The sequence below is a fragment of the Bradyrhizobium sp. BRP23 genome, assembly GCF_020194135.1.
GTDB lineage: Bacteria > Pseudomonadota > Alphaproteobacteria > Rhizobiales > Xanthobacteraceae > Bradyrhizobium > Bradyrhizobium yuanmingense.
The window spans coordinates 1-23375 of record NZ_JADYVW010000010.1 but is presented as its reverse complement, the minus strand read 5'-3'; the positions used below and the strand labels follow the sequence as shown (position 1 = coordinate 23375).

Here is a 23375-nt window from a genome sequence, read left to right as displayed (position 1 = left end):
CGTGTCTCGTCTCAAGATCCTGGCGCTACTACCTCTGGCTGCTGCGCTCAGCGGCTGCGACTATGTCGTGCTGGCGCCAGCCGGCGATATCGCCGCGCAACAGCGCGACCTCGTCATCATCTCCACCGTCCTGATGCTGCTGATCGTCGTGCCCGTGATGGCGCTGACGGTGCTGTTCGCCTGGCGCTACCGCCAGTCCAACACCGAGGCCCGCTACGAGCCGGACTGGGATCACTCGACCAAGCTCGAGCTGGTGATCTGGTCGGCGCCGCTTCTCATCATCATTTGCCTGGGCGCGCTGACCTGGATGGGCACGCATCTGCTCGATCCCTATCGCACCCTCGGCCGCATTCATGCCGAGCGCGCCGTGGACAAGTCCAAGGCCCCGCTCGAGGTCGACGTCGTCGCGCTCGACTGGAAGTGGCTCTTCATCTACCCGGACTACGGCATCGCCACCGTCAATGAGCTCGCAGCTCCGGTCGATCGCCCGATCACCTTCCGCATCACTGCGTCCTCGGTGATGAACTCGTTCTACATCCCCGCGCTCGCCGGCCAGATCTATGCGATGCCGGGCATGGAGACCAAGCTCCACGCCGTCGTCAACCACGCCGGCACCTACAAGGGTTTTTCGGCGAACTATAGCGGCGCCGGCTTCTCCGGCATGCACTTCAACTTCAAGGGGCTCGACGACAAGGGTTTTGACGCCTGGATCGCCAGCGCCAAGTCGGCCGGCGGCTCGCTCGGCCGCGCCGAATATCTCCAGCTGGAGAAGCCCAGCCAGAACGAGCCGGTGCGGCGCTGGGGCACCGTCGATGCCGATCTCTACCGCCTGATCCTCAACATGTGCGTCGAGACCGGCAAGATGTGTCAGAGCGAGATGATGGCGATCGACGCCAAGGGCGGCAACGGCCATCAGGGCCTGAACAACACCCTGCCACTCGCCTACGACAAGTATGCCCGCCGCGGCACGGTGCTCGGACCCGAGCCGACCTTCGTCGCCGGCACCTGCACGCCGGATGCGCCGCAGGGGCAGACCACCGCCTCGATCAAGGCTCCGACCGATTTCGCGCCGCTCCTGGGTGCCGGCCTGAAGCGGCCGTCGTTCACGCCGCTGAAGTCCTCGTCCTTCTTCCTCGGACAGCGTCCCAAGTCCGATTCCTGAAGTCAGATTCCTAAAGAGAACGCGCATGTCTCCTGATCTTCTCAAGCTCATCTTCGGCCGGCTCGGCCTCGAATCGCTGCCGCTGCACGAGCCGATCGTCGTCGGCACCTTCGTAGTGGTCGCGCTCGGCGGCGCCGCGCTGCTCGGCGGCCTCACCTATTTCCGCCTCTGGGGCTATCTCTGGCGCGAATGGTTCACCACGGTGGACCACAAGCGCATCGGCATCATGTACATGATCCTCGGCATCGTGATGCTGCTGCGCGGCTTTGCCGACGCGCTGATGATGCGCGGCCAGCAGATGCTCGCGTTCAACGGCTCCGAAGGCTATCTCAACGCCCATCACTACGACCAGATCTTCACCGCCCACGGCGTGATCATGATCTTCTTCGTGGCGATGCCGCTGGTCACCGGCCTGATGAACTATGTCGTGCCGCTGCAGATCGGCGCGCGCGACGTCTCGTTCCCGTTCCTGAACAATTTCAGCTTCTGGATGACGGTCGGCGGCGCGGTGCTGGTGATGGCCTCGCTGTTCATCGGCGAATTCGCCCGCACCGGCTGGCTGGCTTACCCGCCGCTGTCGAACATCGGCTACAGTCCCGATGTCGGCGTCGACTATTACATCTGGGCGCTGCAGGTCGCCGGCGTCGGCACGACGCTATCCGGCATCAACCTGATCTGCACCATCGTCAAGCTGCGCTGCCCCGGCATGACCATGATGAAGATGCCGGTGTTCACCTGGACCTCGCTCTGCACCAACGTGCTGATCGTCGCCTCCTTCCCGGTCCTGACCGTGGTGCTCGCGCTGCTGTCGCTCGACCGCTACGTCGGCACCAACTTCTTCACCAACGATTTCGGCGGCAGCCCGATGATGTACGTGAACCTGATCTGGATCTGGGGCCACCCCGAAGTCTACATCCTGGTTCTCCCGGCCTTCGGCATCTTCTCCGAGGTCACCTCGACCTTCTCGGGCAAGCGGCTGTTCGGCTACACCTCGATGGTCTACGCCACTGTGGTCATCACCATCCTGTCCTACCTGGTCTGGCTGCACCACTTCTTCACGATGGGCTCGGGTGCCAGCGTCAACTCGTTCTTCGGCATCACCACGATGATCATCTCGATCCCGACGGGCGCGAAGATGTTCAACTGGCTGTTCACGATGTATCGCGGCCGCATCCGCTACGAGCTGCCGATGATGTGGACCATCGCCTTCATGCTGACCTTCGTGATCGGCGGTATGACCGGCGTTCTGCTCGCGGTGCCGCCGGCCGACTTCGTGCTGCACAACAGCCTGTTCCTGATCGCGCACTTCCACAACGTGATCATCGGCGGCGTGGTGTTCGGCGCGTTCGCCGGCATCAACTACTGGTTCCCGAAGGCGTTCGGCTTCAAGCTCGATCCGTTCTGGGGCAAGATGTCGTTCTGGTTCTGGGTCACGGGCTTCTACCTGGCCTTCATGCCGCTCTACGTGCTCGGCCTGATGGGCGTGACCCGCCGCCTGCGCGTGTTCGACGATCCGTCGTTGCAGATCTGGTTCGTCATCGCCGCAATCGGTGCCGTGTTCGTCTTCATCGGCATCCTCGCGATGCTGATGCAGTTCGCGGTCAGCCTGCTCAAGCGCGAGCAGCTCAAGGACGTCACCGGCGATCCCTGGGACGCGCGCACGCTGGAATGGGCGACGTCCTCGCCGCCGCCGGACTACAACTTCGCCTTCACCCCGGTCGTTCACGACAATGACGCGTGGTGGGACATGAAGCGGCGCGGCTATCAGCGTCCGCTCACCGGGTTCAAGCCGATCCACATGCCCAGCAGCACCGGCACCGGCATCATCCTCGCCGGCTTCGCCACCGCGATGGGCTTTGCTCTCGTCTGGTACATGTGGTGGCTCGCCGCCCTGAGCTTCATCGCGATGCTCGCCGTCGGGATCGGCCACACCTTCAACTATCACCGCGACTTCGACATTCCGGCTGACGACGTCATCCGGACCGAGGACGCGCGCACCAAGCTGCTCGCCGGAGCCAAGTAAATGACTGCCGCTGTTCATCCCTCGCAGACCGGCGAACCGGTCTTCTACCTCGCCGACGAGCATCCGCATCCGGAAGGCTGGAGCACCTCGCTCGGCTTCTGGATCTATCTGATGAGCGACTGTCTCATCTTTGCGATCCTGTTCGCCACCTACGGCGTGCTCGGCGGCAATTACGCCGCCGGCCCCGCGCCGAAGGACCTGTTCGACCTGAACCTGGTCGCGGTGAACACGTCCATGCTGCTGCTGTCCTCGATCACGTACGGCTTCGCCATGCTGACGATGCAGCAGAACAAGGTCGCGCAGACGCAGGTCTGGCTCGCGATCACCGGCCTGTTCGGCCTCGCCTTCATCGGCATCGAGCTCTTCGAGTTCGCCCACATGATCCACGAGGGCGCCACGCCGCAGCGCAGCGCCTTCCTCTCCGCCTTCTTCACCCTGGTCGGCACCCACGGCCTTCACGTCACCTGCGGCCTGATCTGGCTGGTGACGCTGATGGTGCAGGTCGGAAAGTTCGGCCTGATCGAGGCCAACCGCCGCCGCCTGATGTGCCTGTCGATGTTCTGGCACTTCCTCGACGTGGTCTGGATCGGCGTCTTCACCTTCGTCTATCTCCTGGGAGTTCTGCGATGAGCACCGATACCCACGCAGCCGGCGCGCACGACCATCACCACGAGGGCGGCCACGCCCACAGCACGTTCTCGGGCTACATGCTCGGCTTCGTGCTCTCGGTCGTGCTCACCGCGATCCCGTTCTGGCTGGTGATGAGCGGCGCGCTGCCGAGCAAGCAGATCACCGCGCTGGTGATCATGGCCTTCGCAATCGTGCAGATCGTCGTGCACATGGTCTACTTCCTGCACATGAACACGACCTCCGAGAACGGCTGGACCATGATGGCGCTGATCTTCACCATCGTGATGGTGGTGATCGCACTGTCGGGTTCGCTGTGGGTGATGAGCCACCTCAACAGCAACATGATGCCGATGCACCAGATGAGCGGCATGAAGTGAGCGAAACCGGGACCGTGACGGGTGAGGACGGAGATGCGCGCAGCAAGGCTGCGCGGTCGCCGTCCTTGTGGCTCACGGTCCTCTCGCTCATTGCTTTCGTGCTTCTGATCGCGCTTGGCGTCTGGCAGATCGAGCGCCGCGCCTGGAAGCTGGCGCTGATCGACCGGATCGAGCAGCGCGTCCACGCGCCGGCTCAGCCGATCCCCTCGCCCGCGGCGTGGTCCACCGTTAGCGCCGCAAATGACGAATACAGGCACGTCAGCCTCAGCGGGCGCTTCCTGCATGAGAGCGAGACGCTGGTTCAGGCCGTCACCGAGGAAGGCCCCGGCTATTGGGTGCTGACGCCGCTTGCGCGCGACGACGGCATGCTGGTCCTGATCAATCGCGGCTTCGTGCCGTCCGAGCGCCGCGACGCATCGACGCGCCGGGACGGCAATCCGCAAGGTCGGGTCGAGATCACCGGCCTCCTGCGCATCACCGAGCCGAAGGGCGGCTTCTTGCGGACCAACGTGCCCCAGCACAACCGCTGGTACTCGCGGGACGTCGCCGCCATTGCGGCGGCGCGCGGCCTTCGCGAGGTCGCGCCCTTCTTCGTGGACGCCGACGCCGGATCACAAATCGCCGGCGGCCCAATCGGCGGATTGACCGTGATCCGCTTTCCCAATAACCACCTGATCTACGCGCTGACGTGGTTTGCCCTGGCTTTCATGCTGGCCGGCAGACTTTTCGTCATATTCGGCGGCGGGCTGTTCCGTCGCAAGCGCTTCGTCCACGACAAGGCCGGCGGCTCGGATGCCGTCGCCCGCAGGACGGGATCAGATGCTGGAACGATCGTCGAGCCGACCTGACGACGGGAAGACGCTTTCCCAGACGCTTGGGCGTGACGGGCAAGCCGTCACGCTGCAATCGCAGGCCGACGCGCGCAGCGAGCTGATCGGCACCATGCCGACCGAGGACGAGACCAACCGCAAGAACATGGCGCTGCTGATCCAGCTGCGCTGGACCGCGGTGGTCGGCCAGATCGTGACCATCGGTGCCGTGCATTTCGGCCTCGACATCCCCCTGCCGCTGGAGCGGATGGGCGCGGTGATCGGCGCGCTGGTGCTGCTCAACGTCTCCAGCCTGGTCTGGGTGCGCCATCGCGCTGCGATCACCAACAACGAGCTGTTGGTCGCCTTGATACTGGACGTCGCCGCGCTGACCGCGCAGCTCTATCTCTCCGGCGGCGCCACCAATCCCTTCACCTCGCTGTTCCTGCTCCAGGTGACGCTCGGTGCGGTGCTGCTCGATGCCCGATCGACCTGGTCGCTGGTGGCGCTGACCTGCGCCAGCTTCGTCTGGCTGACATTGGCCTACCGGCCGCTCGATCTGCCGCCCAATCCGTTGAGCGAGACCTATACGCTCACCGTAACAGGCATGCTCCTGGGCTTCGTGCTCAACGCCGTGCTGCTCGTCGTGTTCGTCACCCGCATCAACAGGAATTTGCGCGAGCGCGACGCGCATCTGGCGGCGCTGCGCCAGCATGCCGCCGAACAGGACCATATCGTGCGCATGGGCCTGCTCGCCTCCGGTGCGGCGCATGAGCTCGGCACGCCGCTCGCCTCGCTCTCGGTAATCCTCAGCGACTGGCGCCGCATGCCCGATCTTGCCGCCGATCAGGAGCTTGCCGAGGACCTCGCGGAGATGGAAACCTCGTTGCAGCGCTGCAAGTCGATCGTGACAGGCATCCTGGTGTCGGCGGGCGAAGCGCGCGGCGAAGGCTCCTCACCGACGACGGTGACGGCCTTCGTCACCGCGCTGGTCGACGAATGGCGCAATGCGCGCTCCGCCCGCACGCTCTACTTCGTCAACACCTTCGGCGAGGACGTCGCAATCGTCTCCGACGTCGCGCTGAAGCAGGTGATCTTCAACGTGCTCGATAACGCCTATGAGGTCTCGCGCGAGTGGGTCGAGCTCGTCGCCGAGCGCGAGGGCGACAATCTCGTGCTGTCGATCTCCGACCGCGGCCCGGGCTTTGCGCCGGAGATGCTGGCGCAGCTGGGGAAGCCCTACCAGTCGAGCAAGGGTCGTGCCGGCGGCGGGCTCGGCCTGTTCCTGGTGGTGAACGTCGTGCGCAAATTGGGGGGCACCGTGAGCGCCAAGAACCACAGGAAGCGCGGCGCCACGGTGCGCCTCACGCTGCCGCTCGCAACATTGGCGATCGGAGGGAATTTTGACGCCTGACCGTTCGCTGATCGTCGTCGAGGACGATGCGGGTTTTGCCCGCACGCTGAAGCGCTCGTTCGAGCGCCGCGGCTACGAGGTGGTACTCGCCGCCTCGATCGAGGAGGTGCGCCAGGTGCTGGAGGAACGCTCTTTCGGTCATGCCGTGGTCGACCTCAAGCTCGGCGGCGCCTCGGGCCTTGCCTGCGTCGAGCTCCTGCACACGCATGACCCGGACATGCTGATCGTGGTGCTGACCGGCTTTGCCAGCATCTCCACCGCGGTCGAGGCGATCAAGTTGGGGGCCTGTCACTATCTGGCAAAGCCGTCGAACACCGACGACATCGAGGCCGCCTTCCACAAGGCCGAAGGCAACGCCGAGGTCGCGCTCGATTCGCGGCCGACCTCGATCAAGACGTTGGAATGGGAACGCATCCACCAGACCTTGATCGAGACCGACTTCAACATCTCGGAAGCGGCCCGCCGGCTGGGCATGCACCGGCGGACGCTGGCGAGGAAGCTCGAGAAGCGCCCGGTGAAGTAGGAGCGCTATCGCATTTGATAGCATTCCCTGCGGTCCATCCTTCGAGACGCCCGCTTTGGGCGGGCTCTCAGGATGAGGCAGAGTGCGCGGAAGCAGTTTTCAACGAGCACTGATGCTGATGAGCCTCACCCTGAGGAGGCGCGTCAGCGCCGTCTCGAAGCACGAGGCGTGCGCACCGGCCGCCTCCACAAGTCATATACGATAGCCCTCGGTCACGTGGGGGAAGCGCGTCGAGGCTCCTCCTGCTTGCCTATTTGCCGAACTGCGCGATCAATTCGGTCAACGCGACGTGGCCGGTGCACGATCCCGTTCCCCGATGCGAGTCGCCGTCCTCCAGAGCGGTGGCGTAGAGGACCGCGGGATCGGCTTCGAGGCGAGCTCGCAGCGCTGCCAGCTTCGGCCAGCGGCTCTTCTCCGCAACCGCGTGGAAGTCGAGCCAGCGCGCGACGCCGACAAGCATGGCGTCGGCGAGGGTCGGCCGCTCCCCGAGCAGGAATTGTTGCGCTTCGATCATCGCTTCGAGCTTGTCATGACGCTCGATGACCCTTGCTGTACCAAAGGCGCGCAGGACCGACTTCGCGGCAGGCTCCATGGCTTCGGCTTCCAATGCGGCCCACAGCGGCGCGAAGGCGGCGGTGAAACCGGTATTCACGAACGCCATGAGCTGATGCATGCGATCGGCTTGCCGTGACAGCGGATCGAAGCTGATGCGCCGTTCGACATCCCTGGCCTCTAGCCAGGCCGCGATCGCCATCGTTTCCGTCAGCACCTCGCCCTGCTCGGTGATGAAGACCGGCGTCTCGTGTCGCGGATTGATACGGGCGTATGACGGGTTTCGCATCTCGCCCAACATATCGACCCGACACAGCCGATATGGCTTGCCCAGCCATTCGAGAGCCGCAACGAGCCCCATGGAGCTTCCCTTCGGGAAGCCGTAGAGTAGAATTGGGTCCATGATCCATTCTCCGTGATTTCTGATGATCACGCTGCGCAGCGGTGATGCGACCCTAGCCGCTCGCCGCATCAAGTAAATTACGAACTTTTTTGTAACCTGGAGGCGCCGATGAAGGATCTCGTGTCGAGATGTCCCATCGAGGAAGTGATGCAGATTCTGAGCGGTCGCTGGCCGACTCTGCTGATCTACTATCTGAAGCAGGGCACCAAGCGCTTCAGCGACTTGCGCCGCGATAATCCGACCATCTCACACAGGATGCTCGCGCTCGAGCTTCGCAAGCTGGAGGACGCCGGCATCGTCAGCCGCACCGAATTCGGCGGATATCCGCTGCGCGTGGAGTACGATCTGACCTCCGCCGGTCACGCGCTCGTGCCCTTGATCGATGCTTTGGGGGGCTGGTGGACGTCGGTTGCGGCGGCGGCTGACGGAGAAGGCCGCCGGAACGAAATCAGCGTCTCGGCAAGGGCGCAGCGAACCAGCGGCTGAAGGCCCAAGCGAGGAGACTGCCGTGACAATGCTCGTCGAGCGCTTCAACCTGCCGGCTGCGCATTCGCCCGCGCCGAGCGAGCGCGATGCCGAAACAGTTCAGTTCGCACAGGCCGCGCTGACGTCCGCCAAGCGGGAGGGCCTGCAACTCGCAGTGCGGGCGCGCTATGTCGCCCTCGTCGTCATTGGCTGCCTGATCATGGTGATCAACCCCGCCTGGGAGCAGCTCTACTACGTGGCGCTGCTCGGCTTGTTCGCACTGATCGGCTGGGCCCAGGTCCGGGTTGGGCGGGTCGGCCTGTCACGGCCGGAATTGGCACTCCTGTTCTGCGACCTGGCGCTGCTGACCTGCCTCATCGTGGTTCCCAATCCGTTCGGAGCCTCGCACTGGCCGGTCGCGATGCAGTACCATTCCGGCAACTTCATCTATTTCTTCGTCCTGCTCGCAGGCGCCACTTTGGCCTATACTTGGCGGACCGTCATTGCGGTCGGCATCTGGACAGCTGCGCTCTGGATTGTCGGCATAGCCTGGGTCTGGTGGCAACCCGATCGCGATCCTGCGCTGACGGCCCGCATCGCGGCCGCGACAGGCAACGATGAGCGCTTGTTTGCGATGATCTCGCCGAGCGAGATCGTGTTCCACGTTCGCGTCCAGGAGATCGTCGTATTCATGATCGTGGCCGTGACCTTGGCGCTCGCGGTCCGCCGCAGCAACGTCCTCTTGATCCGGCATGCCGCGGTGGAGCGCGAGCGCGGCAACCTCGCGCGCTACTTTTCACCGAATGTCGTGGCGGAATTGTCGAAACAGGACGAGCCGTTGAAGCAGGTGCGCACGCAACACGTCGCGGTGCTGTTCGTCGACATCGTCGGCTTCACGGCCTTTGCCGATGGACGATCGCCGCAGGAGGTTGTGCGGACGTTGCGGGAATTCCACGGATTGATGGAGCAGGAGGTTTTCCGCCATAGCGGCACGCTCGACAAATATCTCGGGGATGGATTGATGGCGACGTTCGGAACGCCCTTTGCCGGCGAGCACGACGCCAGCAACGCGCTGCGATGTGCCCAGGCGATGATCGCGGCGGCGGAGAGTTGGAACGATCAGCGGGCAGCGTCAGGCGAGCCAAAGCTGCATGTGAGCTTTGGCTTGCATTATGGGCCGGTGGTGCTCGGCGACCTCGGGCAGACCTGTCTGGAATTTGCCGTGATCGGCGCGACCGTCAACGTGGCAAGCCGTCTCGAGGCCTTGACCCGCACCTTGGGCTGCGCGCTAGTGGCAAGTGACGATCTCGTCAGCCAGGCGAAGGCCGAGCTGGGCGGTGCAGCCACAACGTTTCAGACATTGGAAGCGCGAGAGGCGCGGGCGGTCCGCGGCATTCAGCAGCCGATCGCGATCTGGACCCAGCCGCGCGGCGCGTAGAGCCGAGCTCCCGCGGCCTCAGGAAGCCAAACAAAAAGCCCGGCCAAACGGCCGGGCTTTTGATTGCTTGCGTTCGGTGCCGGCTTACGCGGCCTCGTCGGCGACGGTGCTGTCGTCGCCATCGGTATCGTCGGTATCACCCTCGGCATCCGTGTCAGCTTCGCCCTCGGCAGCTTCCGCCTTGGCATTGCGGCGCGGGCTCTTGGCGAGCTGCGCCTCGATCTCCTTGACCGCTTCGGTCTCGGTCGAGTGCTGCACCACCGCGATCTCGCGGGACAGGCGGTCGAGCGCCGCTTCATAGAGCTGGCGTTCCGAGTAGGACTGCTCGGGCTGCGATTCCGAGCGATAGAGGTCGCGCACGACTTCCGCGATCGCGACGATGTCGCCCGAATTGATCTTCGCTTCGTATTCCTGGGCGCGGCGCGACCACATGGTGCGCTTGACGCGGGCGCGGCCCTTGAGCGTTTCCAGCGCCTTCTTGACCAGCGCCGGATCGGACAGCTTGCGCATGCCGACATTGGCGACCTTGGCGGTCGGCACGCGCAGCGTCATCTTGTCCTTGATGAAGTTGATGACGAACAGCTCGAGCTTCGCACCGGCGATCTCCTGCTCCTCGATGGCCAGGATCTGGCCGACGCCGTGAGCGGGATAGACCACGAATTCGTTGGCCTTGAAGCCCTGACGCTGGGTCACGACCTTCTTTTCCTCGACCTTCGGCGCAGCCGCGGGCTTGGCAGCCGGCTTGGCGGCGACGGGAGCCTTGGCGGGCGCAACGGCAACAGGGGCCTTCGTCGCGGCGGGCTTGGCAGCGGGGGCCTTGGCAGTCACAGGCTTGACATTCAAAGGCTTGGCGGCAGCAGGCTTGGCAGCGGTCGCTTTCGCGGCCGGTTTGGCAGTCTTGTTAGGCATTGCGCTTCTTTTGTTCTTCGAGGACTTTGCAGCCGGCGCCTTCGTCGCGGTCCGACCCTTGGATGCGCTACGGCTGGCCGCGGCGACTTTTTTGGCCTCCTTATGGGAAGCCCTCGCTGAAGTACTCTTTTTACGCGTTTTCTGTGACACAGCCTGCGCGCGGAAACTGCCACGCCCCTGTTCGACATTTGGTTTCACGGGAACCCAGAGGGGCCAACGGGGCTGACGGGGTTCGGCTTAATGTGCCCAATATAGCACATTTCCCGCAAAAATCAATGATTTAGGGGTCTTGAGGGCTGGTTTTCGGCGGCAGCGCCGCTATTAGGGTTAAGTTTGGGCGCGAATTAGTCCCCAGAGCCGGGGTTCGGAGAAAAATATTTCTCGAACTTGCCTTCCATACCGTCGAATTCCTTGGCGTCGGCAGGTGATTCTTTCTTCTGGGTGATGTTCGGCCAGCTCTTGGCGTAGTCGGCGTTGACCTGGAGCCACTTTTCGAGGCCCGGTTCCGTGTCCGGCTTGATGGCGTCGGCGGGGCATTCCGGCTCGCACACGCCGCAATCGATGCACTCGTCGGGATGGATGACGAGCATGTTGTCGCCCTCGTAGAAGCAATCGACCGGGCAGACCTCGACGCAGTCGGTGTACTTGCACTTGATGCAGTTTTCAGTGACGACGTAAGTCATCCAACGCTCCGAAAAGCTCTTTTAGAAGTCGCGGCTTGCCTAGCGCGGATGGCCGGGCGCCGCAAGGTCGGGAAGGCCCGATCATGACGGCTTTGTGTGTTTGATCGATCAAGAAATGAATGCAAAGCGCAATTAATTGCGCGTGCCGAGCTCCTCATAGAGCACGCGAGCCGAGGCGGCATCGCCACGGCGCTCGTTGAAGGCGGTGACCTTCAGCACGCGCACGGTGCGATCGAGCGCGATGGTGAGGACGTCGCCAAGCTTAATGGCATGGCCCGGCGATGTCTCGCGCACGCCGTTGACGCGGACATGGCCGGTGACGACGAGCTCGGCCGCGGAGGTGCGCGCCTTCACCACGCGCGCGTGCCACAGCCATTTGTCGATGCGCTGCCGCTCGGTCGTCGTCGTCGTGGGATTACTCCTTCCGCCCCAGCTGCTCTTTCAGCGCGGCGAGCTTGGCGAAGGGCGAGTTCGGATCGATCGGACGATCGCGCTCGCGCGGGTTCGCGCTCGAGGCGTAGGGACGCAGCGAGGGACCCGACTCGCGATCACGGCGGTCGCGGCCCTTGTCGCGGTCGCGGCCGCGATTGTCGCGGCCCTTGTCGCGATCTCCGCCGAACTTCTTGTTGTCGCGATTGCGATCGCGATCCTTGTCGCGGTCTCCCTTGCCCTGGAAGCTGCGATTGCGGTCGTCGCGGCGCTCACCGCCCTCGCCGCCTTCACGCAGCTTGCGGAAGTCGCGGCCGCCATCGCGGCGATGGCCGCCGCCATGACGATGGCCCGGCTTCGCGCCGTCGGCGGCTTCGCCGGGCGCAGCACTCGCTGCATCGGGTGCAGCGCTGGCCTCAGCGCCGGCCTGCGGACGACGCTGGTTGTGGTGACGCTGATGGCGGTGGCGCTCGTGGCGCGGCTTGCGATCCTCGTGACGGCCGGCGGGGCGCCAGACCTCGACCAGCTCGGGCTCGGCGGGTGCGGCAGCGGCTTCAACAGGCGCAGCAGCATCGGGGGATGCAGCAGCTTCCGTCGCGGCGGTCTCGGCCGCAGCGGCTTCGAGGCCGGCAGCCTCGGCGGGCGTCGCAGACTCTTCTGCGGGCGGCGCGATGCCGGGGGCGTCCTCGGGCGTGACGGGCGCTTCCGGAGAGGCTTCCAGCGCCGGCTCCTTGTGAGCCTCCTCAGGAGCGGGCTCGTCGTGCGGCTCCATGCCGGGGGCGTCTTCGACCGTGACGGATTCGGCCGTAGCATCAGCGGCCGTGGCCTCAGCCGGCAGGCCGGCAACGGCCTCGGCTGCAGTCTCGGTCGAGGTCTCTACGCTGCCTTCAACGGGCGGCGTCTCGGCCGCGACGGTCTCGGTCACGACCTGCTCGGTCGCGACGGGCTCGGTCACGACAGGCTTCGGCGGCAGCGGCGGGCGCTTCTCCATGCGATAGCCCAGCGCGCGCAGCACGGAGGCGAAATCCTCGCCGGCAGATCCGGTGAGCGAGGTCATCGCCTGCGTCACCACGAAGCTGCGGCCATCGAACGCGCCGGCGGGCTTTTCGCCCGGCGAATTCTCGCGCCAGGCCAGCGCCGGGCGGATCAAGTCGGCAAGGCGCTCCAGGATGTCGACGCGCACGGCGCGCTCGCCGGCCTGCTTGTAGCCGAGCACGCGATAGGCATCGCGCGGCAGCGCCTTGTCGACCGGGAACGAGGTACGGCCCGAGGAGGCCAGATGCTGCGCGCCCGAGAGCGCGGAGAGATCGACATTGTCCTGCTTCAGCGCCCAGAGCAGTGCGGCGAGCGCACGCGCGGCGGGCTTGAGCAGGCCGGGGAAATAGATGTGATAGGCGCCGAAGCGGACGCCGTATTTGCGCAACACGGCGCGCGAGGGCTGGTCGAGATCCTTCAGCTCGCTGGCGATCTTCGGACGCTCGAGCACGCCGAGCGCCTCGACCAGCTGATAGGCGATGCCGCGGGCAATGCCGGTGACGTCCTCGGCCTTCGACAGCTCGAACATCGGCCCGAGCAGCTTTTCGATGTGCGTCTTGAGCCAGAGCTCGAGCCGCGCCTGCACCTTGTCGCGGGGCGCGCCGGTCAGGCGCTCGTCCGAGATGATGCGGATACGCGGATGCAGCGCCTCGTCTGCGGCGGCGAGGCGCGCAACGGCGTCGCCGGTCCAGCGGATGATGCCTTCGGAGGTGAGCACGAACTGCTCGTCCGGCGCATTGCCCAGCTTTTCGGCGCGCGCGTTGATCTCGCCGGCGAGCACCGCTTGCGCTGCAGCCTGCAAGGCTTTCGCATCGGAGCCGGCTTCCGCCGCATCCGGTGCAAAGGTGAAGCCATCGAGGCGGCCGATGACATGGCCTTCGACGATGACTTCGCCGGTCTTGCCGATTTCAGTATTCAAGCTCGTGTTCTCCCGCAGGCGGCGCATCAATACACTGGTCCGGCGATCAACGAAACGCTCAGTCAAGCGTTCATGGAGCGCATCCGATAATTTATTTTCGACCTCCCGCGCGATCCCCTGCCAGCGTTCCGGGTCTTTCAGCCAGTCCGGGCGGTTGGCGACGAAGGTCCAGGTGCGGATCTGGGCGATTCGGGCCGAGAGCGTGTCGATGTCGCCGTCGATGCGGTCGGCCTGGGTGACCTGGGACTCGAACCAGGCATCGGGAATGCAGCCCTTGCGCATCAGGAAGCCGTACAGCGTCGTCACCAGCTCGGCATGGGCGGCCGGCGACAGCTTTCTGTAGTCCGGGACCTGGCAGGCTTCCCAGAGCCGCTCCACGGCAGCCTTGCCATGCGCGATATCGCGCACCTCGCCGTCGCGGGCGGCGTGATCGAGCACGCGCATGTCCTCGGCGATCGGCGCGCGCGTCAGCGTCTCGTGGCCGGGGGCGAGGTTCAGCGAGACCTGGAGCGCGCCGAGCGAGGAGAAATCGAGCTTCGAATTGCGCCATTGCAGCACCTTCACGGCATCGAAGGTGTGGTTCTGCAGCGCGTTGACGAGCTCGGGCTCGAACGGCGCGCAGCGGCCCGTGGTGCCGAAGGTGCCGTTGCGGGTGGCGCGGCCGGCGCGGCCCGCGATCTGCGCGAATTCGGACGGCGTGAGGCGGCGGAACTGGTAGCCGTCGAACTTGCGGTCGGAGGCGAAGGCGACGTGATCGACGTCGAGATTGAGGCCCATGCCGACGGCGTCGGTGGCGACGAGATAATCGACGTCGCCGTTCTGGAACATCGCCACTTGCGCGTTTCGTGTGCGGGGCGACAGCGAGCCCAGCACCACGGCGGCGCCGCCATGCTGGCGGCGGATCAGCTCGGCGATCGCATAGACTTCATCGGCCGAGAACGCGACGATGGCGGTGCGGCGCGGCTGGCGCGTGATCTTGCGGTCGCCGGCGAATTCGAGCTGCGACAATCTGGGCCGCGTGATCATGGAGACACCAGGCAACAGGCGCTCGATGATCGGGCGCATGGTGGCGGCGCCCAACAACAGCGTCTCGTCGCGGCCGCGGCGGTTGAGGATGCGGTCGGTGAAGACGTGGCCGCGCTCGAGATCGGCGGCGATCTGGACCTCGTCGACGGCGAGGAAGGAGACGTCGATATCGCGCGGCATCGCCTCGACGGTCGAGACCCAATAGCGCGGGTTCTTCGGCTTGATCTTCTCCTCGCCGGTGACGAGCGCGACGCTGGCCTCGCCGGCTCTGGCGGCGATCTTGTTGTAGACCTCGCGCGCGAGCAGGCGCAGCGGCAGGCCGATCATGCCCGAGGGATGCGCCAGCATCCGCTCGATGGCGAGATGGGTCTTGCCGGTGTTGGTCGGACCGAGCACCGCAGTGACGCCCGCGCCGGGTGCGCGCTCGGAGGCGAAGGGGGAGGAGGAAAAAGCCATGTCTGTGGGATTAGGTAATGGCGATTTGGGCGAATGTCAGTGCTGGATGGGGCGGTGAGGGGGCTGGCTCTTCGTTCCTCATCCTGAGGAGCGCGTCAGCGCGTCTCGAAGGATGAAGGCCCGGCTGGTGCTGCTGGGCAAGCCAAGCCCCTCGCCCTTCGAGACGGCCGCTTGCGCGGCCTCCTCAGGGTGAGTGGCACACCGCGGGCGTGAAAACGCCCGCCCCAAATCCCGCGCAACTGTCTCACTTTGCGACGCTTTTCCCGTTCGCTTTAAGCTTCGGAACGACTCTAGAACGAATCGCGGCCGAATCGCTGACTCCCCTGTGAGTCCCGTTCCGTTCACGCAACATGTCGCGGGACTCGTCTTGGTTGCGCACTAGATGGAGTTTTGCGAGGGCGCACAAGCGACCGGGGTGGTTAAAGCTGGGGATGGCGGCGAGTCGAATCAGAATCGGGGAGGAGTCAAATGGATTCCCTGCGGCGGGGGTTGGTCAAACGAAGAGTGCGAAAACAACCCCATGCACAGTAGGTAAGTCGTTGATATTGCTAGGGCGCCACCGAACGCTCGTCATTCCGGGGCGCGACGCAGTCGCGAGCCCGGAATCCATCGTGAAACCATCCCTGGAGCCCGATGGATTCCGGGTTCGCGCCGAGGGGCGCGCCCCGGAATGACGTCGGAGAGAGCGGTGCGGCCTCCTTGCCTACTGCGTCTTGGCGACCCTCGGCGGCTGGGGCGACGTGATGAAGCTCGTGGCTTCCAGCATGGCGGGGCCGAGCGGGGTCGGCACTTTCAGCCAGAACGGGACCAGGATGCGCGTGCCGGCGATGGGGGCGAACGCGATCTCCATGTTGCGCTGGGCGGCGAGGTATTTGATCACCGGGCGGTCGGGGATGTAGCCGGCGATCGGCACGAAATAGATCGCGCAGACCACGACCGGGCCCTTGTACCCCTTCTCCGCCTTCACGGTCTCCATGCGCTTGAAATCGAGCTTGAGCTCGTAGCGCATGCGGCCGTCGAACACCGGCGCGGAGCTGTGGCAGGCGTCCTGCGAAACGGGATCACCGGTGCCGGGCACGCGCAGCAGCGAGGCCGTCATGGGGTCCCACACGCCGCGGCGATGCGCCTCGGTGACGACGATGCGATCAGGATCGACCGGCGGCTCCGGCAGGATGGCAAAATCCTTCACATTGCCCTTGTCGAGGGTGATGCGGATCTCTTCGGTCTTCTTCTGGGTGGTGGTGGAGGCCTGGTAGCCGGTCGCAACCAGCGCGCCACCAACGACGCGCCCCTGGCTGGCGCCGGTGCCGGACCCGCCCGTGAACGACTTCAAAAGCCCGGTGGTGCCGCCGGCGGCCGCCGCCGAGAACACGTCGTCCTGGATATCGATGTTCCAGGCGCCCTTGCCGACGGGAATGCCCGCCAGCGTCGCCTCATATTGCGCCTCGAGCTTGCCTTGCGCCGCCGCCGGCGCCGCGCCGGACGCCAGGCCCAGCACCACCGCCAGGCCACAAAGCGCCATCAGCCGGCCGGCCAAGGGGACGTCCAAGCGGACGCCCCGACACAGACAGGCTGAGCGCAGGTCTTGCGCGAAATGAAGCGTTGTCGGCACGAAACAATCCAATCAGAGCGCGATGTGCTGTTACTTAAGCCAAAACCGGCGGCAAACAATGTGTCGGGGCATGCAGCCCCGGGAACTCCACCGGACTCTTCGACGGCGAATACGCCCTTTATGTGATGGTAAGGCGCGACAATCATTGCCGTTTTGGTGATCGAGCGGTAACGGGGGGCGTTCCCACCGCTCCCCACCCTCCGCCGTCATGCCCCGGCTTGACCGGGGCATCCAGTACGCCGCAGCGCTTCTGGTCAGCCGCGCCGCCGCGGCGTACTGGATCGCCCGGTCAAGCCGGGCGATGACACCGAGGCTGGGGCGCACGAGATCCCGGGTTCGGGCTCTGCCCGCCCCGCGACGACGGGCCAAAAACGGCCCGTCGCCTTGACGCAAGGCGCCTTCCCCCCTATACGTCCGCCCGCTCCCTGCAAGGACGAAAGAATTTGCCCCCGTGGCGCCGAAATGGCGGCCGCACTCGTTGGGGGTTCGAACTAAAGGATTTATGCCATGTCTCGCCGCTGCGAACTGACGGCCAAGGGCCCCCTCGTCGGCCACAAGGTCAGCCACTCCAACATCAAGACCAAGCGCCGCTTCCTGCCGAACCTCGTCAACGTGACGTTCATCTCGGAAGCCCTGGGCCGCAACGTGCGCCTGCGCGTCTCCACCAACGCGATCAAGAGCGTCGACCACAATGGGGGCCTCGATGCCTACCTGCTCAAGGCCAACACCGACGCGCTCTCCCCGCGCGCAGTCGAGCTGAAGCGCGCCATCCAGAAGAAGGTCGGCGACACCCAGCCGGCCAAGCAGGCGAGCTGAGATTTTTGATTTAGGGCGGGGGCTAAGTTGCGTCGCGTGGCGTAGGCTTAGCCGAGTAGAGTTCGAGTAGCGGCCGGATCGGAAGATCCGGCCGTTTTTGTTTTTGGCGAGCGAGCGACTACACTCTCGGATGAGAGAGAACAGCATCAAGAAGTTGGCGCAACTTACGTGGCTTCGCCACTTCACATTCCCAGATTGTCAAACATCTCCATCCCTCCGCGCGTAATGCTCTTTTATGCCTAGCGTCGCGCAATCGGTTTCCCCGAACCTTTTCGACCCAATATTTCGAATTCGACTTCACCCTGCGTGTTCCATCTACGCACTTGGTGCACCCATGCCAAAAGCAGCCGTGAACGAAAATCACAACCCGCCGCGATCCGAAAATGATGTCGGGCCTTCCTGGAAGGGTCTTCGCGTGCAGCCGAAACCGTAGGCCAGCGGCGAATAGGAAACGGCGAACGGCGATCTCGGGACGTGTGTTTTTCGAGCGGATCGCCGCCATATTCGCGCTACGCCGATTCGCCGTTATCGTATCCATCTCCGCCGACCGAGCCTCTTCCCTGCCTTCAACTCTCTGAAACTTAATAGGTTTTTTACTATACTTAGTAACAATTGGACGCAACGCCCCTCTGTGTATACCCTCGGTTGCAGTGACAAGCCGCAAGCACTCGCAAGCGACCTTACCGACTAGATAAAGAGTGATGACGAAGGCCCAGCAGCAACGATCCAGTTCCAAGCGCAAGACGAACCAGCTTCCAAAGATAGTGAGTCTCTTCTCCGGCGCCGGCGGTCTCGATCATGGATTTAAGTCGGCCGGTTTCAAACTTAGTGCCGCGTTTGATATCTCCCCAGCAGCGATTGAAACGCATAAGCGTAATTTTCGAGGTGCATGGTTTCGATCGCGATAAAGTTCAATCCAACCCACACGCTCACCAAAGATCCCGCAAACCTCGCAGCCGTCCCTCCAGTTCAATTCGACGAGTGTGAGCTCGCCACGAAGGCCCTGAAGCGAATTGGAAATTTGGTTGACGTAGACGAGTACCTAACTTCGCAACATGAGATACGAAAGGAAATGATTGAGTCGATGTGTCAGCTACTTGAACCAGCTCGGTACGATTGCGACGAGTATCGGAAGTTGTATTCTGCTTAAAGGGTTACGGACGATAGCTGACGAGAGTCTGGCTTTCCGCTATACTCGCCTCGGTAGCATCCCCCGGAGGCGCATCCCATGGAGACCGCGGCCAATTCCGACCACAAGCCCGCCGGCAAGAACCTCGTCATCTGCTGTGACGGCACCGGCAACAAGATCTCGGAAACCATCCCCAACGTCCTGAAGCTCCATCGCTGACTGCGCAAGACCGACAAGACGCAGCCGCGACAGCTGGTGCCCCTACGTCTCCGGCGGCCGGCACGGCGACCCACCCGTAAACACCCCCCGCGCCCGTTAACCGTCCATTAACCAACGCACCCTAGCCTGCGGTAATCGTCCAGCCATCATTAGCTCGAAATGCCTTCCCGGTTCGCTCCAGGAGAAGCGCCGATGTGCGTTGAGTTGTTGACGTATGCCGATCTCGGTGCCCGCCTCAATGTCTCGCGCGAGGCCGCGCGGGCGCTGGCGCGGCGTCGGCGGTTGCCGCGCTCGCGGTCGGGGGACGGCAAGGCGGTGGTGAGCGTCGATCTCGCCGCTCTCCGCTACACGCCGCGCCCGCGACGAGCCCGCCGGGCAGATCCCATCGCGACCTCCCTGGCCAGGATCGAGGCCGTCAAGACCGAGGTCTTCAAGGCGGAGATCGCGCGGCTCGAATCCGTCGCAACCGCCTACAGGGCCGTGTTCGAGCGCGAGCGCGAGCGCGCCGATCGCCTCGCCGTCGAGCTGACGCAGGCGGCCGCCGAGACGACGGCCGCCAACGCATGGGCGGCACGACTGGAAGACGAAGTGGCGGCGCTGCGGAGCGATCGCCGCCCTGGCGGCTCGATCGCGGGATACGCGGCGCGTCGGTTGGGACATCTGGCCGCCTTCATCGTGCAAGCAGACCGCGCGGCCCGCAGGTAGGACTCAGAACCTTCTTTAGTCCCCGGCTTGCCGGAGCAATCGCGAGGGAAGAATGACTGGCAATACCGATATCCATGAAATGAAGGCCCGCATCGTCGTGTTCGGCGTCGGCGGCGCCGGCGGCAATGCCGTCAACAACATGATCGCGGCCGGGCTGCAGGGGGTCGAGTTCGTGGTCGCCAACACCGACGCGCAGGCGCTGGCGATGTCGAAGGCGAAGCGCCTCATCCAGCTCGGCACGAAGGTGACCGCAGGGCTCGGCGCCGGCTCGCAGCCGGAACTGGGACGCGCCGCAGCCGAAGAGGCGATCGACACGATCCGCGAGCAATTGACCGGCGCGCACATGGTGTTCGTGACGGCCGGCATGGGCGGCGGCACCGGCACCGGGGCTGCACCCGTCGTGGCCAGAATCGCGCGCGAGCTCGGCATTCTCACCATCGGCGTGGTCACCAAGCCGTTCTACTTCGAGGGCCAGCGCCGCATGCGCTTTGCCGAAGCCGGCATCGAGGAGCTGCTGAAGACGGTCGACACCCTCTTGATCATCCCGAACCAGAACCTGTTCCGGGTGGCCAGCGAGAAGACCACGTTCGCCGATGCCTTCGCCCTTGCCGACCAGGTGCTTTATTCGGGCGTGGCCTGCATCAGCGACCTCATCGTCAAGGAGGGCCTGATCAATCTCGATTTCGCCGACGTCCTCTCCGTTATGAAGGAGAAGGGCAAGGCCATGATGGGACGGGGCGAGGCTTCCGGCGAGAAGCGCGTGCTCGCCGCCGCCGTCGCCGCGATTTCCAATCCGCTGATCGAGAATCCCTCGATCAAGCGCGCCAGTGGCCTCATCATCTCCATCACCGGCGGCAAGGATCTCATGCTGTACGAGGTCGACGAAGCGGCGACCCGCATTCGCGACGAGGCCGACCCGGACGCCAACATCATCGTCGGTGCGTCCTTTGACGAAAGCCTCGAAGGCATCGTCCGCGTCTCGGTGGTGGCGACGGGTATCGATAATCTCGATCCGGCGCAGGCGCTACCAGTGGAAACCGCCCTCACCCAGCTCGCCGGCAGGCTGCGCAACGACGGCCGCCGCATCGCCGATCGCATCGAGCGCAGCGCCGTCCTTCCGCACGTGGGAAGCCCGCCGCTGCGCCCGCAGCCGCACCACCCCGTGGGGCCACCGGCAAGGCCGGGCCTGGACCATGCGCGGCAGGCGGCGCTTCAACCGCTCCATGCTTACGGCCGCGCGCCTGCACGCAATGCGCCCGACGAGGCCGTTCTCGATATTCCGGCCTTCCTGCGCCGCGCGGCGAGCTGAGTGGTCGAGCCGGGCTGCGGATCGGACGACCAGCGAGCCCAACGACGGCTCGTCATCCCGGGGCGCGACGAAGTCGCGAGCCCGGGATCCATAACCACCATCGTGAGTATGGATTCCGGGCCCGCGCCAAGAGGCGCGCCCCGGAATGACGGAGTAGAGCCCAGCCGCCGATGCTTCACGCCGCCGTGCTGCGCGGGCTCTCGGCGGTTTCCTTCTTGTCCGTTTCCTTGTCGCGGGACAGCCAGGCCGGAAAGCGAAGCAGGCGTTCGTTGGTGTCCTTCGGCAGCTCGATGGGCGGGGCTTCAACGGCCGAACTCGGCAAGTCCAGCGCCGCGTGGCCGGATCGCACTGCATCCGCGCGCTGATCCAGTTCACGCAACAGGGGATCGAGCACGCTGTCGACCTCGGTCGCCACCGACACCAGGAAACTATTGAGCTCGCGCGCCTCGGGCACAACGGCCGCAGCCGATTCGACCGCCCTGGAGAGACCGTCCACGACAGGTGCAAACGCTCCGGCGGCTTGCTTGATTCGCGTCTTGATCAGTTCGATCTCGCTCAGGACGCGCTCACGCTCCCGCCTTTTCTTCTCCTCCGAAAGGCGGGCTTCAATTTCGGCGATTTGGGCCGTCAGGGTCGTGGCTTCGGATGCGAGCGCATCGCGTCTGCCGCGCGCGCGATCGAGATCGCGGCTGAGATTGTCCACTAAATCGTCCCTTGCGAACATGGCTTTACTCCATAGGACAGGCGTTCTGCCCTGTAGGACGGCCTTGGCGCGAACCGCGAGCCTCGCGACCAACCGGATGGCCGGATCGGCTGAAACAGGCATCAACTTCCGTCGCGTCACATGGGCCGACATGGTGATCCCCCATCGTCGACATTAGGCAACCGCATGGTTAACAAGAGGTTAATGTCAACACAGCCTTCGGCCATGGGACCGGGTGCCGGCGACGTCGCCTCCTCGCTGCCATCCATTTTCCGCTATACTCGCCCGGGTAGCATCCCTCGGAGGCGCATCCCATGGAGTCCGCAGCCACCGCCGACCACAAGCCCGCCGGCAAAAACCTCGTCATCTGCTGTGACGGCACCGGCAACGAGATCAGCGAGAACATCTCCAACGTCCTGAAGCTCTATCGCTGCCTGCGCAAGACGGACAAGACGCAGCCCAGGCAGATGGTGTTTTACGATCCCGGGGTCGGCACCATGACGGAGCCGTCGACGTGGGGGCGCTGGAAGGCCAACATCAAGCTGGTGTGGGGGCTCGCCACCGGCTACGGGCTCGATGACAACGTGCTGTCATCCTATTGCTTCCTGGTTCAGCATTACGCGCCCGGCGACAGGATCTATCTGTTCGGCTTCTCGCGCGGGGCGTACACGGTTCGCGTGCTGGCGGGGCTGATCCACAAGATCGGCCTGATCTCGCCGGAGCAGGCGAACCTCGCCGGCAGCGGCCTCATCGCCTACAAGCAATATTCCGGCAGCGGGCGCGGCAACGACGTCGAGGATATCAAGAACATCGTGTTTGACGAGAGCGGGCCGCTGCCGAAGGACGAATTCGACCTCGCCGCGCAGTTCGCGCGCATCACCTCAACGCGCTGGCCGACCATTCATTTCGTCGGCGTCTGGGACACGGTGGCGAGCGTGATCGTGCCGCGCGCCGATCGCTTCTACTGGCCGAGCCTGGAGGAGCTCGCCTTCACGCTGCGCGATCCCAGCATCAGGATCTTCCGGCAGGCGATCGCGATCGACGAGCGGCGGCGCATGTTCCGCCTGAAGCCCTACGCGGAGCCGCAGGAGTTCTGGAGCAACCGCTACGTGCCTGACGAGAAGAAGGTGCCGCAAGACATCATGCAGGTGTGGTTCGCCGGCGTGCATTGCGACGTCGGCGGCGGCTATCCGGAGGCCGAGAGCGGGCAGTCCAAATATCCGCTGCTCTGGATGATCGACGAGGCCGAGAAGGCCGGGCTGAAGTTCAACCCGCGCACGGTGAACCAGCTCGCCTGGGGCGTCCAGCGCAAGAACTCGCCGTTCACCTACGTCGAGCCCGCTTTTACCGGCAAGAGCGGCATGCTGCACGATTCCATGACGGCGGCCTGGCGCCTGCTGGAGTTCTTGCCGAAGCGCGCGAAGTACAGGGAATGGCCGGCGCGGAAAGTCTATTTCGGCTTCTACATCCCCGATGGCGAGCCGCGCCTGATCCCCGAAGGCGCGCATGTGCATGAGAGTGTGCTGAAGCGCATGGCGGTGGAGCCGGGCTACCGGCCGGTGAACCTGCCGAAGGATTACGTGACGGTGCCGATGCCGGTGCCGCCGGGGGCGGATGTGGGGGCGGAGG

Annotated in this window: 22 protein-coding genes; 14 read left to right on the top strand and 8 right to left on the bottom strand. The window is 64.7% G+C overall.

The window, feature by feature from the left end:
* The first annotated feature begins 1 nt into the window (after window position 1).
* The 7 genes from cyoA to I6F24_RS25380 are packed head-to-tail and all read left to right on the top strand — an operon-like array spanning window position 2 to window position 6938.
* On the top strand, window positions 2-1162 hold the full coding sequence (gene cyoA, locus I6F24_RS25410) for a ubiquinol oxidase subunit II (RefSeq protein ID WP_225152035.1): 1161 nt from the start codon (window positions 2-4) through the stop codon (window positions 1160-1162).
* A gap of 25 nt (window positions 1163-1187) precedes the next feature.
* Window positions 1188-3185 carry a cytochrome o ubiquinol oxidase subunit I gene (gene cyoB / locus I6F24_RS25405; RefSeq protein ID WP_109142142.1) on the top strand — a complete coding sequence of 666 codons (1998 nt, stop codon included), beginning with the start codon at window positions 1188-1190 and terminating at the stop codon, window positions 3183-3185.
* Window positions 3186-3815: a cytochrome o ubiquinol oxidase subunit III gene (gene cyoC, locus I6F24_RS25400; protein WP_225128420.1), complete on the top strand. Its 630-nt coding sequence runs from the start codon at window positions 3186-3188 to the stop codon at window positions 3813-3815. It abuts the gene before it with no gap.
* Entirely contained in the window at window positions 3812-4192 is a 381-nt protein-coding gene (cyoD, locus tag I6F24_RS25395) for a cytochrome o ubiquinol oxidase subunit IV (RefSeq protein WP_036001948.1), read from the top strand. Before cyoC ends, cyoD begins: the two co-directional genes overlap by 4 nt.
* Window positions 4189-5040 (top strand): SURF1 family protein, encoded by an 852-nt coding sequence (locus tag I6F24_RS25390; protein WP_225152034.1) that lies wholly within the window; start codon window positions 4189-4191, stop codon window positions 5038-5040. The genes cyoD and I6F24_RS25390 overlap by 4 nt, the downstream gene beginning before the upstream one ends.
* On the top strand, window positions 5012-6415 hold the full coding sequence (locus I6F24_RS25385) for an ATP-binding protein (RefSeq protein ID WP_192893041.1): 1404 nt from the start codon (window positions 5012-5014) through the stop codon (window positions 6413-6415). The genes I6F24_RS25390 and I6F24_RS25385 overlap by 29 nt, the downstream gene beginning before the upstream one ends.
* Window positions 6405-6938 (top strand): response regulator transcription factor, encoded by a 534-nt coding sequence (locus I6F24_RS25380; protein WP_057028497.1) that lies wholly within the window; start codon window positions 6405-6407, stop codon window positions 6936-6938. The genes I6F24_RS25385 and I6F24_RS25380 overlap by 11 nt, the downstream gene beginning before the upstream one ends.
* 250 nt (window positions 6939-7188) lie before the next feature.
* On the opposite strand, the gene I6F24_RS25375 is transcribed toward I6F24_RS25380, so the two are convergent.
* Window positions 7189-7893, bottom strand: coding sequence for a glutathione S-transferase family protein (locus I6F24_RS25375; RefSeq protein WP_225152216.1), 705 nt, complete (start codon window positions 7891-7893; stop codon window positions 7189-7191).
* 108 nt (window positions 7894-8001) lie between these two features.
* Between I6F24_RS25375 and I6F24_RS25370 the strand changes: the two genes are divergently transcribed.
* Together I6F24_RS25370 and I6F24_RS25365 are read left to right on the top strand one after the other, a co-directional pair.
* A complete protein-coding gene (locus I6F24_RS25370) occupies window positions 8002-8379 on the top strand; it encodes a helix-turn-helix domain-containing protein (protein ID WP_225152033.1) in 378 nt (125 codons plus the stop codon).
* Window positions 8380-8407: 28 nt separating this feature from the next.
* The gene (locus tag I6F24_RS25365; RefSeq protein WP_225152214.1) at window positions 8408-9796 is read left to right on the top strand and encodes an adenylate/guanylate cyclase domain-containing protein; all 1389 of its coding nucleotides are present in this window, start codon (window positions 8408-8410) and stop codon (window positions 9794-9796) included.
* A gap of 84 nt (window positions 9797-9880) precedes the next feature.
* Here I6F24_RS25365 and I6F24_RS25360 read toward each other — a convergent pair whose 3' ends face one another.
* From I6F24_RS25360 to I6F24_RS25340, 5 genes are all read right to left on the bottom strand, one after another.
* The gene (locus I6F24_RS25360) at window positions 9881-10705 is read right to left on the bottom strand and encodes a CarD family transcriptional regulator (RefSeq protein ID WP_074447640.1); all 825 of its coding nucleotides are present in this window, start codon (window positions 10703-10705) and stop codon (window positions 9881-9883) included.
* Window positions 10706-11049: 344 nt separating this feature from the next.
* Window positions 11050-11388, bottom strand: a complete 339-nt coding sequence (gene fdxA, locus I6F24_RS25355; protein WP_018643465.1) for a ferredoxin FdxA — start codon at window positions 11386-11388, stop codon at window positions 11050-11052.
* 132 nt (window positions 11389-11520) lie between these two features.
* Window positions 11521-11772, bottom strand: a complete 252-nt coding sequence (locus I6F24_RS25350; RefSeq protein ID WP_074447665.1) for a S4 domain-containing protein — start codon at window positions 11770-11772, stop codon at window positions 11521-11523.
* Between the two features lie 31 nt (window positions 11773-11803).
* Window positions 11804-15253, bottom strand: a complete 3450-nt coding sequence (locus tag I6F24_RS25345) for a helicase-related protein (RefSeq protein ID WP_225152032.1) — start codon at window positions 15251-15253, stop codon at window positions 11804-11806.
* Window positions 15254-15956: 703 nt separating this feature from the next.
* On the bottom strand, window positions 15957-16775 hold the full coding sequence (locus tag I6F24_RS25340) for a DUF3108 domain-containing protein (protein ID WP_225141271.1): 819 nt from the start codon (window positions 16773-16775) through the stop codon (window positions 15957-15959).
* 597 nt (window positions 16776-17372) lie between these two features.
* On the opposite strand from I6F24_RS25340, the gene rpmB reads away from it, so the two are divergent.
* Window positions 17373-17681, top strand: coding sequence for a 50S ribosomal protein L28 (gene rpmB / locus I6F24_RS25335; protein ID WP_036001998.1), 309 nt, complete (start codon window positions 17373-17375; stop codon window positions 17679-17681).
* 118 nt (window positions 17682-17799) lie between these two features.
* On the opposite strand, the gene I6F24_RS25330 is transcribed toward rpmB, so the two are convergent.
* The gene (locus tag I6F24_RS25330) at window positions 17800-18219 is read right to left on the bottom strand and encodes a very short patch repair endonuclease (protein WP_225152031.1); all 420 of its coding nucleotides are present in this window, start codon (window positions 18217-18219) and stop codon (window positions 17800-17802) included.
* 163 nt (window positions 18220-18382) lie between these two features.
* On the opposite strand from I6F24_RS25330, the gene I6F24_RS37800 reads away from it, so the two are divergent.
* The 3 genes from I6F24_RS37800 to ftsZ all read left to right on the top strand — a co-directional run bounded on the left by I6F24_RS37800 (window position 18383) and on the right by ftsZ (window position 21043).
* Entirely contained in the window at window positions 18383-18589 is a 207-nt protein-coding gene (locus I6F24_RS37800) for a DNA cytosine methyltransferase (RefSeq protein ID WP_225152030.1), read from the top strand.
* A gap of 632 nt (window positions 18590-19221) precedes the next feature.
* Window positions 19222-19734, top strand: a complete 513-nt coding sequence (locus tag I6F24_RS25315; RefSeq protein ID WP_225152029.1) for a hypothetical protein — start codon at window positions 19222-19224, stop codon at window positions 19732-19734.
* Between the two features lie 52 nt (window positions 19735-19786).
* Complete coding sequence (ftsZ, locus tag I6F24_RS25310; protein ID WP_225152028.1) at window positions 19787-21043, top strand: cell division protein FtsZ; 1257 nt, start codon at window positions 19787-19789, stop codon at window positions 21041-21043.
* A gap of 175 nt (window positions 21044-21218) precedes the next feature.
* Here ftsZ and I6F24_RS25305 read toward each other — a convergent pair whose 3' ends face one another.
* Entirely contained in the window at window positions 21219-21767 is a 549-nt protein-coding gene (locus I6F24_RS25305) for a hypothetical protein (protein ID WP_225156514.1), read from the bottom strand.
* A 293-nt stretch (window positions 21768-22060) separates the two neighbouring features.
* On the opposite strand from I6F24_RS25305, the gene I6F24_RS25300 reads away from it, so the two are divergent.
* Window positions 22061-23375: DUF2235 domain-containing protein (locus I6F24_RS25300; protein WP_225156512.1), on the top strand; the 1315-nt coding region annotated here is incomplete at its 3' end.

Bases quoted from the DNA above. Each gene is read 5' to 3' on its own strand.
- cyoB (WP_109142142.1), top strand. From the start codon at position 1,188: ATGTCTCCTGATCTTCTCAAGCTCATCTTCGGCCGGCTCGGCCTCGAA.
- cyoC (WP_225128420.1), top strand. From the start codon at position 3,186: ATGACTGCCGCTGTTCATCCCTCGCAGACCGGCGAACCGGTCTTCTAC.
- cyoD (WP_036001948.1), top strand. From the start codon at position 3,812: ATGAGCACCGATACCCACGCAGCCGGCGCGCACGACCATCACCACGAG.
- I6F24_RS25385 (WP_192893041.1), top strand. From the start codon at position 5,012: ATGCTGGAACGATCGTCGAGCCGACCTGACGACGGGAAGACGCTTTCC.
- I6F24_RS25375 (WP_225152216.1), bottom strand. From the start codon at position 7,893: ATGGACCCAATTCTACTCTACGGCTTCCCGAAGGGAAGCTCCATGGGG.
- I6F24_RS25370 (WP_225152033.1), top strand. From the start codon at position 8,002: ATGAAGGATCTCGTGTCGAGATGTCCCATCGAGGAAGTGATGCAGATT.
- I6F24_RS25365 (WP_225152214.1), top strand. From the start codon at position 8,408: ATGCTCGTCGAGCGCTTCAACCTGCCGGCTGCGCATTCGCCCGCGCCG.
- I6F24_RS25360 (WP_074447640.1), bottom strand. From the start codon at position 10,705: ATGCCTAACAAGACTGCCAAACCGGCCGCGAAAGCGACCGCTGCCAAG.
- fdxA (WP_018643465.1), bottom strand. From the start codon at position 11,388: ATGACTTACGTCGTCACTGAAAACTGCATCAAGTGCAAGTACACCGAC.
- I6F24_RS25345 (WP_225152032.1), bottom strand. From the start codon at position 15,253: ATGGCTTTTTCCTCCTCCCCCTTCGCCTCCGAGCGCGCACCCGGCGCG.
- I6F24_RS25340 (WP_225141271.1), bottom strand. From the start codon at position 16,775: ATGGCGCTTTGTGGCCTGGCGGTGGTGCTGGGCCTGGCGTCCGGCGCG.
- rpmB (WP_036001998.1), top strand. From the start codon at position 17,373: ATGTCTCGCCGCTGCGAACTGACGGCCAAGGGCCCCCTCGTCGGCCAC.
- I6F24_RS25330 (WP_225152031.1), bottom strand. From the start codon at position 18,219: ATGGATACGATAACGGCGAATCGGCGTAGCGCGAATATGGCGGCGATC.
- I6F24_RS37800 (WP_225152030.1), top strand. From the start codon at position 18,383: ATGACGAAGGCCCAGCAGCAACGATCCAGTTCCAAGCGCAAGACGAAC.
- I6F24_RS25315 (WP_225152029.1), top strand. From the start codon at position 19,222: ATGTGCGTTGAGTTGTTGACGTATGCCGATCTCGGTGCCCGCCTCAAT.
- ftsZ (WP_225152028.1), top strand. From the start codon at position 19,787: ATGACTGGCAATACCGATATCCATGAAATGAAGGCCCGCATCGTCGTG.
- I6F24_RS25305 (WP_225156514.1), bottom strand. From the start codon at position 21,767: ATGTTCGCAAGGGACGATTTAGTGGACAATCTCAGCCGCGATCTCGAT.